The sequence below is a fragment of the Streptomyces avidinii genome (assembly GCF_045161815.1).
Classification (GTDB): domain Bacteria; phylum Actinomycetota; class Actinomycetes; order Streptomycetales; family Streptomycetaceae; genus Streptomyces; species Streptomyces avidinii.
In genome coordinates this window covers 2426895-2444554 of the sequence record NZ_CP108863.1, presented here as the reverse complement: position 1 = coordinate 2444554, position 17660 = coordinate 2426895, and the positions used below count along the sequence as shown (strand labels likewise).

The following is a 17660-nucleotide window of genomic DNA, read 5'->3' as shown; positions in this document are numbered from 1 at the left end:
CCGACATGCGCGTACTGATCGTGGAGGACGAGCCCTACCTGGCCGAGGCCGTCCGTGACGGTCTGCGGCTGGAGGCCATCGCCGCCGACATCGCGGGGGACGGTGACTCGGCCCTGGAACTGCTCAGCGTCAACTCCTACGACCTCGCGGTCCTCGACCGCGACATCCCCGGTCCCTCCGGCGACGAGGTCGCCCGGCGCATCGTGGCCTCCGGCAGCGGTATCCCGATCCTCATGCTCACCGCCGCCGACCGGATCGACGACAAGGCCTCCGGGTTCGGGCTCGGCGCCGACGACTACCTCACCAAACCGTTCGAGCTGCGGGAGCTCGTCCTGCGGCTGAGGGCGCTCGACCGCAGACGCGCGTACGCCCGGCCCCCGGTCCGCGAGATCGCGGGCCTGCGGCTCGACCCCTTCCGCCGGGAGGTCTTCCGCGACGGACGCTACGTCGCGCTCACCCGCAAGCAGTTCGCCGTGCTGGAGGTCCTCGTTGCCGCCGAGGGCGGGGTGGTCAGCGCCGAGGAACTGCTCGAACGGGCCTGGGACGAGAACGCCGACCCCCTCACCAACGCCGTGCGCATCACCGTCTCCGCCCTGCGCAAACGACTCGCCGAACCATGGATCATCGCCACGGTGCCCGGCGTCGGCTACCGGATCGACACCGGTACGGACACCACCGCCCCCGACGGTAACACCACCGGCTCCGGCCCGGCCCGTGGATAGACGCCCGGGGCTCAGCGCCCGGCTGAAACTCACCCTCAGCTACGCCGGGTTCCTCGCCGTCGCGGGCGCCCTCCTGCTGGCCGTGGTGTGGGTGTTCCTGCTGCGCTACGTACCCGACAACCCCCAGGGGCTGCTCGGGATCTCACCCAACCGCTACCTCCTGGTGCGCACCTTCGCCCCCGCCGCGGCCGTGGCGATGGCCTTCCTGCTCGTGTTCGGCCTGGTGGGGGGATGGATCCTCGCCGGCCGGATGCTCGCACCGCTCACACAGATCACGGACGCGGCCCGGAAGGCCGGGAACGGGTCGCTGTCCCACCGGATCCGCATGAAGGGCCGCCAGGACGAATTCCGCGAACTCTCCGACGCTTTCGACTCGATGCTCCAACGGCTCGAGTCCCACGTCGCCGAGCAGCAGAGGTTCGCCGCGAACGCCTCCCACGAACTGCGCACCCCACTGGCCATCTCGCGGACGCTCCTCGACGTCGCCCGCAAGGACCCCACCCGGGACCGGGGCGAACTCATCGAACGCCTGCAGACCGTCAACACCCGGGCGATCGACCTCACCGAGGCCCTTCTGCTGCTCGGCCGCGGCGACCGCGGGAACTTCCGCCGCGAGAGCGTCGACCTGTCCCTCGTCGCCGAAGAGGCCGCCGAAACGCTGCTCCCCCTCGCCGAGCAGCGCCGGATCACGCTCGACGTCACCGGCGGGGCGGCCCGGACCAGCGGCTCCGCGGAGCTCCTGCTGCGGATGGTGACGAACCTCGTCCAGAACGCCGTCGTCCACAACCTCCCCGCCGGTGGCACGGTGACGGTCCACACCGAGGCGCACGGCGACACGAGCGTGCTGCGGGTCGAGAACACGGGCCGCACGCTCCCGCCGGACCTGGTGGCGACCCTCACCGAGCCCTTCCGGCGCGGCACGGAACGCGTACGCACCGACGAGCACGCCGGTGTCGGCCTCGGGCTGGCCATCGTGGACAGCATCGTCCGCGCCCACGACGGCACCCTCGACCTCGCCGCCCGCCCCACCGGCGGACTCCTCGTCACGGTCCGCCTGCCGGGCCCTGCCTAGGCCAGCAGGTGCCCCATCCACTCCTCGATGCCGGCGACCGTGCGCGGCAGTGCGCCCGACATCAGGCGGGCGCCGTCCGAGGTGATGACCAGGTCGTCCTCGATGCGGACGCCGATGCCCCGCAGCTCCGCCGGGAGCGTCTCGTCGTCGGGCTGGAGGTACAGGCCCGGTTCCACCGTCAGGACCTGGCCCTCCTCCAGGACCCCGTCCAGGTAGGTCTCCGCCCGCGCCTTCGCGCAGTCGTGCACGTCCAGCCCCAGCATGTGGCCGCTGCTGCACAGCGTGTACCGCCGGTGCAGGTCGCCCTCCGCGTCCTTCAGCACGCCCCACTCGGCCAGGCCCTCCGCGATCACCCGCATGCCGGCCCGGTGGAAGTCCCCGAAGCTCGCCCCCGGGCGGAGCGCCGCGATGCCCGCGTCCTGGGCGGCCAGCACCAGCTCGTACACCTGGCGCTGGACGGGGGAGAAGCGGCCCGACAGCGGCAGGGTGCGGGTGATGTCCGCCGTGTAGAGGGTGTCCGTCTCCACGCCCGCGTCCAGGAGCAGCAGTTCCGCCCCGTTCAGCCGGCCGTCGTTGCGGATCCAGTGCAGGGTGCAGGCGTGGGCGCCGGACGCGGCGATCGTCTCGTACCCGGTGCCGTTGCCCTCGGCCCGGGCGCGCAGGCCGAAGACCCCCTCGATCCACCGCTCCCCGCGCGGATGCGCCAGCGCGCGCGGCAGGGCCCGTACGACGTCCTCGAAGCCCGCCGCCGTGTGGTCGACGGCAAGCTGGAGCTGTTCGACCTCCCAGGCGTCCTTCACCAGGCGCAGCTCCGAGAGCGCGGAGGCGAGTTCGGTGTCGGTGGCCGCGTTGCGGCCGGCCGGTGAGCCGAGTCCGTCCAGGTGGGCGCAGCGGATGCCGGTGAGGCGTTCGGCCTCCGCCAGGTCCGGCCGGCGGCCCACCCAGAACTCCCCGTACCGCCGGTCCCGGTAGAACTCCCCGTCCCCGTCCGCCCGCGGCGAGCGCGGCCGCAGGTACAGCACGGCCTCGTGGGCGTGCGGGCCCGAAGGCTCCAGGACGAGGACGTGGCCCGCCTGGTCCTCGCCGGTGAGGCCGGTCAGCCAGGCGTACGCGCTGTGCGGGCGGAACCGGTGGTCGCAGTCGTTCGAGCGGACCTTCAGCTCGCCGGCCGGGACGATCAGCCGCTCGCCCGGGAAGCGGGCCGAGAGCCGGGCCCGGCGGGCCGGGGTGACGGCGTGGCCGGGGACGCGGGCGGAGTCGGGCAGCGGGCTCGCGGCCCAGTCACCAGCCATGAACCGGGACAACTCGGCGGATACAGGGCGGTCGTGGCTGCCCGTGTTGAGTCGGGCGGTGGTGCCGGAGGAGGCGTCGGTGGAGGTGTCTGCGGGGGCGTCGGTCACGAGGGCTCCCTCAAGAAGATGCGAACTGGTGGGCGCACAGGGCTTGTCAGTGCAATTTCACATTACTATGTTACAGCTCACATCGCGGCACGTTAATCCCCGTCAAACGCCGTGTGACGCAGGGCAGTTCACGCACCACCCCCCACCTCACCTCTCTCCACATCAGGAGTTCTCGGTGCTCAAGCACAGAGCTGTGCGCTCTTCCCTTCTGGCCTCCGCCGTAGCCGTGACCCTCCTCGCCACCGCGGGACAGGCCACCACGCAGGCCGCCGAATCCGCGGCCCCGGCCGCCTTCACCGGCGCACAGGCCGCCCCGGCCGCCCCCGCCCCCGGGTCCACGGGGAACCCGTTCGACGAGGTCGACCGCCTGGCCAACCCGAAGGACAACACCCCGGCGCCCGCCCCGGCCCCGGGCGGCCAGAACATCACCGGGCAGGTCCCGGGCGCGGCGACGGCCGCCGCGCCCGCCGACGACCTGCAGAAGCGCGGCAAGGCGCCCAAGGCGGCCCCCACCGCGAAGAGCGTTGCCGCGGGCGTCCCCTGCACCCTCGACGGGATCACCGGCCTCACCCCGGAACAGTTCGCCGACTTCCTCGGCGACCAGGCCGTCCTCGCCGACGGCTGTCTGCGCGGGCTCATCTGGACCTGGGACGCCCGCCTGACCCCGGTCATGTCGGACGCGCACGTCCAGGCGGTCTCCCGCCGGATATCCAGCCTGGCCGCCGCCCACGACGGCCGTAACTCCTCGCACCTGGAGGAGATGTTCACGTACCTGCACGCGGTCGCCTACCACGACTACGCGCGCTCCGAGATCGACGTCACCGACGCCCCCACCGTCGACGCCATGCGCCGGGCCATCGCCGACTTCGCGGGCGCCGCCCACACCTTCGACGTGACGCCCAGCAATGCCCGCACCCTGCGCGAGGCCCTCTACGCCGGCAGTGCGCCCGGCCTGCGCCAGCACCAGCTGGGCCTCATCAAGAAGGTCCTGGCCACCATGGACCCGGCCCACCCGGCCACCCACCTCGACGCCGGCTGGGGCGGCGCCGCGCTGGCCGCCCTGTCCGTCTCCTACCTGGGCGTCTACCCGGGCAACCAGGACGCGGCCTTCCACTCCGCCGTGTCCGCCGACGCCTCCTACCGCGACACCTTCAAGGCCTTCTCCACCTACACGCACCTCAAGGGCACCGGCAACGCCTGGGTGGTGCGCGACGCGCTGAGCGAGTACGCCCGCTTCGGCCAGGTCGCGGGCCTGCGGGACGGGGTCGTCGCCGACCTGGGCGCGATGCTCGGTCCCGTCCGCGCCGCCTTCGGCGACGGCAGCGAGCCGTGGGCCAAGATCGTCTCCTGGCTCAACGTCTACGAGGCCTGCAAGCCGTACGGGGTGTGCAAGGAGGACATCGAGAAGCAGCTGTTCCCCTACACCTACACCTACGACAACGGCGCCATCAAGGTCCGCACCGCCCTGGACCGGGCCACCGTCGACCAGCTGTACTACGCCAGCAAGCAGGTGAAGGCCCAGTACCACCGCGTGCTCGGCACCGACCAGCCGCTCGCGGGCGACCCCAACTCCACGCTCAACATCGTGCTCTACGCCTCCCGCGCCGACTACGTGAACTACCACCCGATCCTGACCGGCTACGACACCAACAACGGCGGCATCTACATCGAGAACGGCGCCACCTTCTACACCTACCAGCGCCGCGTCCCGCAGGACTCCTCCCTCACTCTCGAGGAGCTCTTCCGCCACGAGTACACGCACTACCTCAACGGCCGCTTCGCGGTGCCCGGCTTCTTCGGCGAGGGCGAATGGTACGAGGGCGACCGGACGACCGCCATGGACGAGGGCACGGCCGAGTTCTTCGACGGCGCCACCCGCGACAACGGCATCGCCGTCCGCAAGTCCCTGGTCAAGAGCATCATCAGCGACACGGCCGGCGGCGGCCCGCGCATGAGCGTCGAGCAGCTGCTGAACGCCACCTACGACGGCGACGGCTTCCGCTTCTACAGCTACGCGGGCACCTTCTTCGAGTTCCTGTGGACCGAGAAGCCCGCGCTGCTGCGCGAGATGTACACGCACCTGCGGGCCGACGACGTGGCGGCCTACGACGCCTGGCGTCACCGGCTGGGCGCCGACACCTACCTCCAGCGCGACTACGACCGCTTCCTGGACGCGCAGATCGCCAAGGTCGACCAGCTCTTCGTGCCGAACACCGTCTTCACCCCGAACGACCGGCTGCGCGACTCGGCGCTCGCCTCGGTGAAGTCCTCCTTCGCCACGGCCACGTACAACACCCCGGACTGCGTGGAGAACGGCGACCCGGGCAAGCGCCGCTTCACCTGCACCGGCCGGATCACCGCCAACCTGAAGAACTGGCGCAGCGACGACCAGGTCTTCAAGGACATGTCGGAGACGGTCGACTACTTCATCCTCGACCGGGCGGGTGCGGCCTCCAACAACCTCGCCGACATGAACTGCTCCTTCGGCCCGGTGGAGATCTGGAGCAACAAGGTCGCGGGCACCTCCGGTTACAGCTGTGAGGGTCCGCTCCGCGGCTGACCGGCACCGGTCCGCCGCCGACACCGGCCCGGCGCCGGAGCGGTCCCGCATCCGAGGGGGGTGCGGGACCGGTCCGGGCGTCTGGGCAGGCCCTAAAGAATGTGACATATTACTGCCGTGCTCAAGAGACACTCCCTGGACGTCGTAATCATCGGCGCCGGCGTCGTCGGGGCGGCCTGCGCGTACTACGCGGCCCGCGCCGGACTCTCCGTGGCCGTGGTCGACCGGGGCCCCGTCGCGGGCGGCACCACCGGCGCCGGCGAAGGCAACCTGCTCGTCTCCGACAAGGAGGCCGGCCCCGAACTCGACCTCGCCCTGCTGTCCACCCGGCTGTGGACCGAACTCGCCGCGGTCCTCCCGCGGGAGATCGAGTACGAGTCCAAGGGCGGGCTCGTCGTGGCCCCCGACGCGACCACCGTCAAGGCCCTGCGGACCTTCGCGGAGGGCCAGCGCGCGGCCGGGGTCGACGCGGTCGAGGTGGCGGCGGACGCCCTGCACGAGCTGGAGCCGCACCTGGCCCCGGGCATGGCGGGCGGGTTCCACTACCCGCAGGACGCCCAGGTCCAGCCCGCGCAGGCGGCGGCCCGGCTGCTGGCCGCGTCGGCCGCCGAGGTGCACCTCGGCGAGGAGGTGACGCAGATCCTGCTGGACCGGGGCGCCGTACGCGGGGTGCGCACGCCCCGCCGCGAACTCCTGGCCCCGGCCGTCGTCAACGCGGCCGGCACCTGGGGCGGGCACATCGCCTCGCTGGCCGGGGTCACCCTGCCCGTCCTCCCGCGCCGCGGCTTCGTCCTGGTGACCGAACCCCTGCCGAGGGTGGTCCGGCACAAGGTCTACGCCGCCGACTACATCGCGGACGTCGCCAGCGGCTCCGCCGCCCTGCAGTCCTCGGCGGTCGTCGAGGGCACCCCGTCGGGCCCGGTCCTGATCGGTGCGACCCGGGAGCGCGTCGGCTTCGACCGCACCCTCTCCACGGAGGCCCTGCGCCGGCTGGCCTCCCAGGCGGCGGCGCTCTTCCCCGTCCTGGCCGACATCCGGGTCATGCGCACCTACCACGGCTTCCGCCCCTACCTGCCCGACCACCTCCCGGCGATCGGCCCGGACCCGCGGCGCCCCGGGCTGCTGCACGCCTGCGGCCACGAGGGCGCCGGCATCGGCCTGGCCCCCGCCACCGGGCTGCTGGTGGCGGCCGCCCTGACCGGGGCCGAACCGCCGCTGTCCGCCCGCCCGTTCCGCCCGGACCGCTTCGCGGCCGACCCGGCCGCCACCGACACCCCCGAGGAGCAGCAATGATGCGCAGCCCCCGCTCGCTGGTCGGCGGCAGCCCGGCAGCCGCGCACGAGATCACCTTCGACGGGCGGGAACTGCCCGCCCTGCCCGGCCAGAGCATCGCCGCCGTGCTCTGGGGCGCGGGCATCCTCGCCTGGCGGACCACCCGCGAGGGCGGCGCCCCGCGCGGGGCGTTCTGCGGGATCGGCAGTTGCTTCGACTGCCTCGTCACCGTCAACGGCCGCCCGAACCAGCGGGCCTGCCTGGTCCCCGCCCGGCCGGGGGACACCGTCACCACCCAGGAGGGAACCGGTCGTGCCGACCTCGCCGTCTGAACCCGCCGGTCGCACGGGCCGCGCGGACACCGCGGGTGTGCCGGATCCTGCCGCCGCGCCGACACCGGTGCCTGCTGTCGCACCGCCCGCTTCCGCGCCCGCGCCCGCGCCTGCTTCCGCGCCCGCGCCGTCCGCTTCCGCGCCCGGCCCGGGCCGGGTCGATCTCGCGATCGTCGGGGCCGGCCCGGCCGGACTGGCCGCCGCTGTCACCGCCGCCGGGCTCGGGCTGCGGGTCACCCTCCTCGACGCGGGTGACCGCCCTGGCGGGCAGTTCTACCGCCACCCCGCCCCGGGCCTGGGCGCGGCCCGCCCCGAGGCGCTGCACCACGGCTGGGCCGAGTTCGCGACCCGCGAAGCCGCCCTGCGCGCCCACGAGTCGGCCGGCCGGATCACGTACCTCCCGCTCCACCACGTGTGGACGGTCGTCCCGGGCGAGGCGGCCGAGGCGCGCCGCGGGCACGCCGCGCCCGCCACCGAGTGGATCCTGCACGCCGTCGCCGGTCACGCCCCCGAGGAGCGGGCGGCCACCGTCACGGCCCGGGCGGTGCTCATCGCCACCGGTGCCTACGAGCGGCAACTACCCTTCCCCGGCTGGACCCTGCCCGGGGTGATCGGGGCCGGCGGGGCCCAGGCCATGCTCAAGGGCGGGCTGGTGCTGCCGGGCAAGCGGGTGGTCGTCGCCGGGAGCGGGCCGCTGCTGCTCGCCGTGGCCGGCTCGCTGGCCGCCGCCGGAGCCACCGTGCCCGCCGTGGTGGAGGCCGCCTCCTACACCGCGTACGCGGGCCGGGTCCCCGCCCTGCTGCGCAACCCCGGCAAGCTCGTCGAGGGCGCCGGTTACGGCGGGGCGCTGGCCCGCCACCACGTCCGGCTCCTCACCCGGCACGCCGTCACCGAGGCGCACGGCGCCGACCGGGTCGAGGCCGTCACCGTGGCACGGCTCGACCGGAACTGGCGCCCGCTGCCCGGCACCGCCCGCCGGATCCCGTGCGACGCCCTGGCCGTCGGCCACGGGCTGGTGCCCCAGCTGGAACTCGCCACCGGCCTCGGCTGCGTCACCCGGCGAAGCCCCGACGGCACCGTCGCCCTCGAACTCGACGCCGAGCAGCGGACCTCCGTCCGCGGGATCTGGTCCGCGGGCGAGACCGGTGGTATCGGCGGAGCCCAACTGGCCGTGATCGAGGGCGAACTGGCCGCGCACTCCGTCGCGGGCGCGCTGCCCGGGGCCCGGCTCACCCGCCGCCGCGCGCGGCTGCGCGCCTTCGCCGACGCGATGGCCGCCGCGCACCGACCCGGCGACGGCTGGATCGGCTGGCTCCGGGACGACGCGGTCGTCTGCCGCTGCGAGGAGGTGCCGGCCGGGCGGATCCGGGAGGCCGTCGGCGACCTCGGCGCGCGGGACGCCCGTACCGTCAAACTGCTCACCCGGGCCGGCATGGGCTGGTGCCAGGGCCGGATGTGCGGTCCTGCCGTCGCGGCCCTGGCCGGGGAGGAGGGTGCGCCCGACCGGCGTCCGCTGTCCTGTCCGGTGCCGCTGCGCCATCTCGCCGAACTTCCGCCCGCCGGGCACTGATCGGGGTGCGCGGGCCCTTGTGGCCGCGCCGCACCCACTAGTAAAATGTCACACACCACTCTAGGGAGCTCTCACATGACCCACGCGCACACCCCCGCGCCCCGCACCCGCCCCTGGCACGGAATCATGGTCGCCACCGCGCTCCCGCTGCGCGAGGACCTCACCGTCGACCACGACGCCTACGCCGAACACGTGGCCTGGCTGATCGCCAACGGCTGCGACGGCGTGGTCCCCAACGGTTCCCTCGGGGAGTACCAGACCCTCACCGACGAGGAGCGGGCGCGCGTCGTGCGTACCGCCGTCGAGGCGGCCGGCGACGGCGCCCGCGTCATGCCCGGCGTCGCCGCCTACGGCAGCGCCGAGGCCCGCCGCTGGGCCGACCAGGCCGCCGAGGCGGGCGCCGGCTCCGTCCTCCTGCTGCCCCCCAACGCCTTCCGGGCCGACGAGGACGCCGTACGCGCCCACTACGCCGAGGTCGCCCGCGCCGGGCTGCCCGTCGTCGCGTACAACAACCCCATCGACACCAAGGTGGACCTGACCCCGGCCCTGCTCGCCCGGCTGCACGCCGACGGTTCCATCGTCGCGGTCAAGGAGTTCAGCGGGGACGTGCGCCGCGCGTACGAGATCGCCGAGCTGGCCCCCGGTCTCGACCTGCTCATCGGCGCCGACGACGTCCTGCTCGAACTCGCCCTCGCGGGCGCCGTCGGGTGGATCGCCGGCTACCCCAACGCGCTCCCGAACTCCTGCGCCACCCTCTACCGGGCCGCCGTCGCCGGGGACCTCGACACCGCCCTGCCGCTCTACAAGTCCCTGCACTCACTGCTGCGCTGGGACTCCAAGACCGAGTTCGTCCAGGCCATCAAGCTCTCCATGGACCTGGCCGGACGCCCCGGCGGCGCCACCCGCCCGCCCCGCTTCCCGCTCACGGGCGAGACCGAGGCCGCCGTCCGCGCCGCCACCGAGAAGGCCCTCGCCGAGGGCCTCAACTAGTCACCGGGGGAAACCGGAATGCGTACGCGCCACGTCTACCACGCGGTGGACTCGCACACCGAGGGCATGCCGACCCGCGTCATCACCGGGGGAGTCGGGGTGGTACCCGGCGCCACCATGGCCGAGAAGCGGCTCCACTTCATCGAGCACATGGACCACGTCCGGACGCTGCTCATGTACGAGCCGCGCGGGCACTCCGCGATGAGCGGCGCGATCCTGCAGCCCCCGACCCGCCCGGACGCCGACTACGGCGTCCTCTACATCGAGGTGTCGGGCCTGCTCCCCATGTGCGGGCACGGCACCATCGGGGTCGCCACCGTCCTCGTCGAGACCGGCATGGTGCCGGTCGTCGAGCCGGTCACCACCGTCCGGCTCGACACCCCGGCCGGGCTGGTGAGCGTCGACGTCCGGGTCGAGGACGGGGCGGCGACCGCCGTCACCCTCACCAACGTCCCCTCCTTCAGTGTCGGCCTCGACCTCAAGACCGAGGTCCCCGGCTTCGGAGCGATCACCTACGACCTGGCCTACGGCGGCAACTTCTACGCCTTCGTCGAACTCGACGCCCTGGGCCTGCCCTTCGACCGCGCACGGGGGGACGACCTGATCGCCGCCGGCCTCGCGGTGATGGAGGCGATCAACGCCGGCCCGGACCGGCCCGTCCACCCCGAGAACCCCTCCATCGCCGGGGTCAAGCACGTCTACCTCGCCGCCCCCGGCTCCGACGCCCGCCGCTCCCGGCACGCCATGGCCATCCACCCCGGCTGGTTCGACCGCTCGCCCTGCGGTACGGGGACCAGCGCGCGGATGGCCCAGCTGCACGCCCGCGGCCTGCTGGAGCTCGGCGCGGACTTCGTCAACGAGTCCTTCATCGGCACCGAGTTCACCGGCCGGCTGGTCGGACAGACCACCGTCGGCGGCCTCCCGGCCGTCGTCCCCACGGTCACCGGACGGGCCTGGATCACCGGCACCGCCCAGTACTTCCTCGACCCGACCGACCCCTTCCCCGGAGGGTTCCTGCTGTGATCACCGTCCGCACGGTGGACTACCACACCGCCGGCGAGCCCTTCCGGATCGCCGACTGCGCCCTGGAAGGGATGCCGCCGGTCCCCGGGGACACCGTCGCCGAGCGCTGCGCCACCGTCATCGGCCCGGGCGGCTCCGGCACCGCGCCGCGCCGGGGCGCACTGGACGACGTACGATGCCTGCTGGTGCAGGAGCCGCGCGGACACGCCGGGATGTACGGGGGGTTCGTGGTCCCCGCCGACGACGACGGGGCCCACTTCGGCGTGCTGTTCTGGCACAAGGACGGCTACTCCACGGCCTGCGGCCACGGCGCCATGGCCCTCGGGGTCTGGGCCGTGGACACCGGCCGGGTCGCCGCCCCGGACGACGGGGACGCCCCGGTGCGCATCGACGTGCCGTCGGGGCGGGTCACCGCCACCGTCCACCGCGGCGCGGGCCGCACCACCGGGGTCACCTTCCGCAACGTCCCGGCCCTGGTGGGCGCCCGCAAGGTGCCCGTCGCCACCTCGTTCGGCATCGCCGAGGTGGACATCGCGCACGCCGGGGCCTGTTACGCCGCCGTCCGCGCGCGCGACCTGGGCCTGGACGTCTGCCGGGCGGTGCTGCCCGACCTGGTGCGGGCCGGGCAGGAGATCCGGGCGGCGCTGGCCACCCACCCCGCCACCTGGCACCCGGGCGGCCCGCTGCTCTCCGGGGTCTACGGGGTGATCCTCCACGAGGAGCTGCCCGACACCCCCTTCGGGCCGCACCAGCGCAACGTCACCGTCTTCGCCGACGGGCAGATCGACCGCTCGCCCTGCGGTTCCGGCACCTCGGCACGGCTCGCGCTGCTCGCCGAGGACGGGCGGCTCGGCCCCGGCGAGGACCTGCTGCACGAATCGGTCACCGGCACCGTGTTCACCGGGCGGATGCTGGCGGGCGGGGTCACCGAGGTCACCGGCACCGCCCACCGCACCGGCGAACACGCCTTCGTGGTGGACCCGCACGACGCGCTCGGCACAGGGTTCCTGCTGTGACGGGCATCCTCCGGTTCGACGCCGGGAGGATGGCCGCACTGCTCACCCCGGCCGAGGCCGCCGACGCCGTGGCCGCCGCCCTGCTCGGCGGCCTCGACCCGGAGAGCTGCCCGCCGCGCTCCGCGATCGGGGTGCCCGGCGGGGGTGAACTGCTGCTGATGCCGGCCGCGTCCGGCGCGTACGCCGGGGTGAAGATCGCCGGGGTCGCGCCCGGGAACCCGGCCCGCGGGCTGCCCCGGATCACCGGCTCCTACCTGCTGCTGGACGGGCCCACCCTGCGGCCGCTGGCCCTGCTCGACGGCGCGGCGCTCACCACCCTGCGCACCCCGGCGGTCTCCGCCCTCGCGCTGCGGTACCTGGCCCCGGCCGGGCGCCCGTTGCGGCTGGTGCTCTTCGGCTCCGGGCCGCAGGCGTACGGGCATCTGGAAGCGGTGCTCGCCGTAAGGGAGTTGGCCGAGGTCGTGGTGGTCGCCCGGCACCCCGGGCGGGCGGAGGGACTCGCCGCTTACGCCCGTACCCTGGGCCCGGCCGCCCGGACCGGCACTGCGAAGGAGGTGGCCGACGCCGATCTGGTGATCTGCTGCACCACGGCCCGGGAACCCCTCTTCGACGGGCGCCTCGTCGGGCCGGGCGCCACCGTCGTCGCCGTCGGCTCGCACGAGCCGACGGCCCGGGAGACGGACACCGCCCTCGTGCGACGGGCGGCGGTGTACGTGGAGTCCCGGGCGGCGGCCCTGCGCGAGGCCGGGGACCTCCTCGTCCCGGAGGCCGAAGGGGCCGTCGGACCCGGTCATATCACCGGCACCCTGGCCGACCTGGTGGGCGGCCGGATACCCGGGGGCGGGCCGCAGAGTTGTCCACAGCTCTTCAAGAGTGTGGGCATGGCCTGGGAAGATCTCGCTGTGGCGGTCGCGCTGGTCGAGGCCGCCGGAGTGTGAGCAGCGCAACGTGACATTGTACGCTGTTCCTCTCCTCGTCGGTGGTGTACGGGGGTCTCGGAGGAAAAGCAATGGGTGACCTGAAGCAGCACAGTCTCATCAAGGCCCAGGAACGCCTCCGCGACCAGGTCGGCCACGCACTGCGGGCCGCGCTGATAGCGGGTGAGCTGCGCCCCGGCAGCGTCTACTCCGCACCGGGCCTCGCGGCCGAACTCGGCGTCTCGGCCACACCGGTGCGCGAGGCCATGCTCGACCTGGCCCGCGAGGGTCTCGTCGAGCCCGTTCGCAACAAGGGCTTCCGGATCACCGAGGTCAGTGAGCGCGACCTGGACCAGTTCACCGAACTGCGCACGATGATCGAGGTGCCGACCATCGGCCGGATCACGAAGATCGCCACGGCCGAGCAGCTGGAGGCGCTGCGCCCCATCGCCGAGGAGATCGTCAGCAGCGCGCGCGAGCACAACCTCATCGGCTACCTGGAGGCCGACCGCCGCTTCCACCTGTCCCTGCTGGCCCTCGCGGGCAACGACCGGCTGGTGGAGACGGTCGGCGACCTGCGCAAGCGGTCCCGGCTGTACGGCCTGACCGGCCTGGACGAGGCCGGCAAGCTGGTCTCCTCGGCCGAGGAGCACATCGAACTGCTGGACCTGATGATCGGCGGCGACGCCGAAGCGGCGCAGGAGTGCATGCTCCGCCACCTCGGCCACGTCCGCTCCCTCTGGGCCCAGGGCCGCGACGAACCGGTCGGGCGCGTCCCCGGTGGCCTCGGCTCGGGCCTGCAGTAGGCAGGCGCTCAGCACGGTGCGCGGCCGCCGGCCCCGGACTGCCGGGGCCGGTCCGCGGAGATGATCGCCGCCTCCGGGCGGGGTAGGGGCGTGCCGTCGGGCAGGAGCAGGAGCGGCGGGTCCACCACGGCGCCCACGTCGGCCGCCGCGTCGCTCGCGTTCACCGCCGTGACCCGCCCCGTGGGCTGCGGGGTCAGCACCGCCGTCTCCCGGACGTACGCGACGAAGCTCTCGAAGTCGCGCTGGTGCCGGTACGGCTCCTGGAACTCGGAGAGGGACGGGTAGCCGTCGCTCGCGAGCAGCGTGTACGAGGGGGCCGCGAGCCGGTAACCGCGGCCGGGATCCAGCGGCTTGCCGTCGATGAACACCTCCTCGGGACGCACCCGGTCCCCGACCGGGCCCCGCGCGTCGAAGCTGTAGCGCACGTTCCGGGAGACGGCGAGGGGCGCGAAGCGCAGCTCGCCGCTCTCCGTCGTCGTCCACTGCTCCTCCAGGGCGTCGTGGATCCGCTGCCCGCTCACCCACACGCTGACGATCGGATCGCCGAAACCGATGGCGCGCCAGGCGTCGCCGAAGGTGACGCCGCCGCCCGACTCCTGGTCCAGGACCAGGTCGCCGGCGACGACCGCCTGGCCGACCCGGGGCGCCGCGGCGATCACGGCGAGCTCGGCCGGGACGTTGGGGTGGACGTTGCCGTCGTTCTCGGGATCGCCGGGCCTGCTGCCCGCCCACAGGGCCCAGTCGGCGGCCAGGTTGCCCATGGTGCTCTCGCCCGCCGTGTTCCGGGCCCGCAGGAACGAGCCGGACTGCCGCCCGATCCGCGTCCGGTCGCGCTCGGCCGCCTGCCCCGCCCAGTAGGTGACGACCTCCTGCAACCCGGGATGGGGCGCGATGTCCCGGGTGTTGGGGTGGTTGGTGGAGACGGTCAGCTCCCGGATCACCCTGCCGGTGAGCGGATCCAGCCGCAGGTTGATCTCGTTGATGACCTGGCCGTAGCAGCCGGCCTCGACGAACGGCCGCAGGACGCCGTCCGGGTCGGGGAGCATCATGTTGAACCGGGTGTGCCAGTGCCCGGTGACGATCGCGTCGATGTCCCGCGAGACCCGCAGCGCGAGGTCGAGGGCGGGCCCCGAAGGGTCGACACCGCTGTTGAAGTCGGCTCCCGCCACTGCCCCGTCGTGCACGCTGAGCACGATCGCGCCCACGCCCCGGCCCTTGAGCAGCGCCGCGTAGCGGTCGGCGGTGGCGACCTCGTCCAGGGTGGCCAGGCCCGGCTGGTAGGAGCCGGGGAAGCGTTCGCTGCCCAGGGCCGTGAGGTGGATGAACCCGATGGGCAGCTCCCGGCCGTCGGCGGTGCGCACCTGCTCGACGTGGTAGGCGGGCAGGACCGTACGGCCGTCCCGGGCCCAGGTGAGGTTGGCGCTGTAGTAGCGGAAGTCGGCTCCGTGGAAGCGCCGGCCGGAGGAGTCGGGGAAGGAGGTGTCGCGGCCCTCGACGGGGAACACGATGCCCTGCTCCATATGGCGTCGCAGCATGGCGGGCGACTTGTCGAACTCGTGGTTGCCGGCGGTCGCGAAGTCGAGCCCCATGCGGTTGAGGGCCTCGATGGTCGGCTCGTCGGCGAAGGCCGCGGCGTCGAACTCCCAGCCGGAGAAGGCGTCCCCGGGGGTGAAGAAGAAGGAGTTGGCGTGCCCGTCGCGGAGCCGTTCGAGGTGCGCGGCCATGTGGGCGACGCCGCCGACGGTGTAGCGGTGGCCGCCGTTGCCGACGATGACGGAGTTGCTGCCGGGAGCCCCCTGCAGAAAGCCGTGCAGGTCGGCGATGTTGAGGAGCTGGACGTCGACGTACTCGGCGGCGGTGGCGGCGTCCCGGCCGGCGGCCGTGGCCCGGGCGGGCACCCCGAGCGCGTAGGTCGCCGCCGCTCCCATGGCGGTGAGGAAGTCCCGCCGTCCGGGTTCCCACCGCTCGGCTCCCCACCGGCCGGCCTCCTGCCGTCCCGGTTCCCGTCGCCGTGAACTCCTGCTCCGCTGCGTGGCCTTGGCCTGCGTGATCACATCCGGCATGGTCCCGCCCGCCGGGCGGGGGTGTCGTGCCGACGCGCCGCCCGCGGACTTTGGACACGGCTGGATAACGGCGGCACCAACCCCTTGTCAGTACAATTTCACATTACTATGTTACCGGTCACATCCTAGAGCGCGGCCCTTCACTGGAGTGACCATGACCAAGCGCACCCAACTCGCCCTCGCCACCGCCCTGGTGGCAGCACTCGCACTCGGCGCCTCGGGCTGCTCCGGCACCACGAAGGGCTCGTCCGGCGCGGGCGGCTCCAACCCCGCCGCCGCCAACGACGGGAAGATCCTGGGCGGCACCCCGGTCAAGGGCGGCACCCTCACCGTCCTGTCCAACCAGGACTTCGCCCACCTCGACCCCGCCCGCAACTGGACCATGCCGACGATGGACTTCGGCACCCGGCTGCTCTACCGCACGCTCGTCACCTTCAAGGCCGAGCCCGGCAAGGGCGGCAGCGAACTGGTCCCCGACCTCGCCACCGACCTCGGCACCCCCTCCAACGGCGGCCGCACCTGGACCTTCACCCTCAAGGAGGGCGTGAAGTACGAGGACGGCAGCCCGGTCAGGGCCCAGGACATCAAGTACAACGTCGAGCGCTCCTTCAGCCCCGACCTGACCGGCGGCCCCGACTACGCCGCCCAGTACCTGGCCGGGGCCGATGGCTACAAGGGCCCGCTCCAGGGGCAGCACCTGGACTCCGTCAAGACCCCCGACGACCGCACGATCGTCTTCGAACTGAAGCGCCCGGTCGCCGAGTTCTCCGCGACCGCCACCCTGCCGACCTTCGCCCCCGTGCCCCGGTCCCAGGAGAAGGGCACCCAGTACGACGCCCGCCCGTTCTCCTCCGGCCCGTACAAGATCGAGTCGTACGACCGCGACAAGAAGCTCGTCCTGGTCCGCAACGAGCACTGGGACCCGGGCACCGACACCGTCCGCAAGGCCTACCCCGACCGGTTCGTGGTCGTCATGGGCCTCAAGGGCGGCCAGATCGACGACCGGATCATCGCCGGCGAGGGCGCGGACGCCTCCACCGTCCAGTACGCCGACATGCGCCCCGAGAGCGCGCCCAAGGTGCTGCCCAAGCCCGAGGTCAAGGCCCGGCTGCTCGCCGAGTCCCAGGGCTGCACGGAGATGCTCCACCTGAACAACTCCCGCGCCCCCTTCGACGACCCGAAGGTCCGCGAGGCCATGCAGTACGCCGTCGACAAGGAGGCCGTCGTCACCGCGGGCGGCGGCCCGGCCCTCAACGAGGTCGCCACCGCCTACCTGCCCCCGTCCCTCTCCGGCGGCAAGCAGGCCGACGTACTGAAGATCGCCCCGGCCGGCGACCCGGCCAAGGCCAAGGAACTCCTCAAGGCCGCCGGCAAGGAGACCCTGAAGGTGTCCCTGTCCGTATCCACCGGCGACAAGGGCAAGGCAGAGGCCATCCAGCAGGGCCTGTCCCGCGCGGGCATCGAGGTCGTCATCGACACCGTCGACCCGGGCGCCTACTACGACGTCATCGGCGACCTGTCCACCACCCCCGACATGACCCTCGCCGGCTGGTGCCCCGACTACCCCTCCGGCTCCACCTGGATCCCGTTCGTCTTCGACGGACGCACCATCAAGGAGAAGGGCAACCAGGGCAACTACAGCCAGTTCCGCGACGAGGCCACCATGAAGCGGATCGACGAGATCAGCGCCATGGCCGACGCCAAGGAGGCCAACCAGGCCTGGATCGACCTCGACGCGGCCCTGATGGCCAAGTCCCCGAACGTCCCGCTGCTCCTGGAGCGCAAGCCGCTCCTGGTCGGCACCAACATCGCCGGCGCCTTCGGCCACCCCGTGTGGACCGGCACCATCGACTACGGGACCGTCGGCCTCAAGGACCCCTCGAAGAGCCAGGGCTGAGAAAGCCGGAGGCCTGCGAC

At 73.3% G+C, this 17660-nt stretch carries 14 protein-coding genes; 12 read left to right on the top strand and 2 right to left on the bottom strand.

Features of this window, described 5'->3' with window-relative positions:
- Positions 1–5 precede the first annotated feature (5 nt).
- Positions 6–722, top strand: coding sequence for a response regulator transcription factor (locus OG373_RS10755; RefSeq protein ID WP_405437769.1), 717 nt, complete (start codon positions 6–8; stop codon positions 720–722).
- Entirely contained in the window at positions 715–1794 is a 1080-nt protein-coding gene (locus OG373_RS10750; RefSeq protein ID WP_405437768.1) for a sensor histidine kinase, read from the top strand. Before OG373_RS10755 ends, OG373_RS10750 begins: the two co-directional genes overlap by 8 nt.
- Here the strand turns inward: OG373_RS10750 and OG373_RS10745 are convergent.
- Positions 1791–3194 (bottom strand): aminopeptidase P family protein, encoded by a 1404-nt coding sequence (locus OG373_RS10745; RefSeq protein WP_405437766.1) that lies wholly within the window; start codon positions 3192–3194, stop codon positions 1791–1793. The genes OG373_RS10750 and OG373_RS10745 overlap by 4 nt on opposite strands.
- 175 nt (positions 3195–3369) lie before the next feature.
- On the opposite strand from OG373_RS10745, the gene OG373_RS10740 reads away from it, so the two are divergent.
- From OG373_RS10740 to OG373_RS10700, 9 genes are all read left to right on the top strand, one after another.
- The gene (locus OG373_RS10740; protein ID WP_405437765.1) at positions 3370–5754 is read left to right on the top strand and encodes a collagenase; all 2385 of its coding nucleotides are present in this window, start codon (positions 3370–3372) and stop codon (positions 5752–5754) included.
- A gap of 117 nt (positions 5755–5871) precedes the next feature.
- Positions 5872–7047 carry an NAD(P)/FAD-dependent oxidoreductase gene (locus tag OG373_RS10735; protein WP_405437763.1) on the top strand — a complete coding sequence of 392 codons (1176 nt, stop codon included), beginning with the start codon at positions 5872–5874 and terminating at the stop codon, positions 7045–7047.
- A complete protein-coding gene (locus tag OG373_RS10730) occupies positions 7044–7358 on the top strand; it encodes a (2Fe-2S)-binding protein (RefSeq protein ID WP_405437762.1) in 315 nt (104 codons plus the stop codon). The genes OG373_RS10735 and OG373_RS10730 overlap by 4 nt, the downstream gene beginning before the upstream one ends.
- A gap of 67 nt (positions 7359–7425) precedes the next feature.
- The gene (locus OG373_RS10725) at positions 7426–8928 is read left to right on the top strand and encodes an FAD-dependent oxidoreductase (RefSeq protein WP_405437760.1); all 1503 of its coding nucleotides are present in this window, start codon (positions 7426–7428) and stop codon (positions 8926–8928) included.
- A gap of 75 nt (positions 8929–9003) precedes the next feature.
- A complete protein-coding gene (locus OG373_RS10720) occupies positions 9004–9918 on the top strand; it encodes a dihydrodipicolinate synthase family protein (RefSeq protein ID WP_397729979.1) in 915 nt (304 codons plus the stop codon).
- 18 nt (positions 9919–9936) lie between these two features.
- Positions 9937–10941 carry a proline racemase family protein gene (locus OG373_RS10715; RefSeq protein ID WP_405437758.1) on the top strand — a complete coding sequence of 335 codons (1005 nt, stop codon included), beginning with the start codon at positions 9937–9939 and terminating at the stop codon, positions 10939–10941.
- Positions 10938–11957 (top strand): proline racemase family protein, encoded by a 1020-nt coding sequence (locus OG373_RS10710; RefSeq protein WP_405437757.1) that lies wholly within the window; start codon positions 10938–10940, stop codon positions 11955–11957. The genes OG373_RS10715 and OG373_RS10710 overlap by 4 nt, the downstream gene beginning before the upstream one ends.
- Positions 11958–11986: 29 nt before the next feature.
- Positions 11987–12895: an ornithine cyclodeaminase family protein gene (locus OG373_RS10705; protein WP_397730051.1), complete on the top strand. Its 909-nt coding sequence runs from the start codon at positions 11987–11989 to the stop codon at positions 12893–12895.
- A gap of 71 nt (positions 12896–12966) precedes the next feature.
- On the top strand, positions 12967–13680 hold the full coding sequence (locus OG373_RS10700) for a GntR family transcriptional regulator (RefSeq protein WP_030386117.1): 714 nt from the start codon (positions 12967–12969) through the stop codon (positions 13678–13680).
- Between the two features lie 8 nt (positions 13681–13688).
- Here OG373_RS10700 and OG373_RS10695 read toward each other — a convergent pair whose 3' ends face one another.
- Positions 13689–15608, bottom strand: coding sequence for a bifunctional metallophosphatase/5'-nucleotidase (locus tag OG373_RS10695; RefSeq protein WP_405444017.1), 1920 nt, complete (start codon positions 15606–15608; stop codon positions 13689–13691).
- Between the two features lie 289 nt (positions 15609–15897).
- Between OG373_RS10695 and OG373_RS10690 the strand changes: the two genes are divergently transcribed.
- Complete coding sequence (locus OG373_RS10690; protein ID WP_405437755.1) at positions 15898–17640, top strand: ABC transporter substrate-binding protein; 1743 nt, start codon at positions 15898–15900, stop codon at positions 17638–17640.
- Positions 17641–17660: the final 20 nt, after the last annotated feature.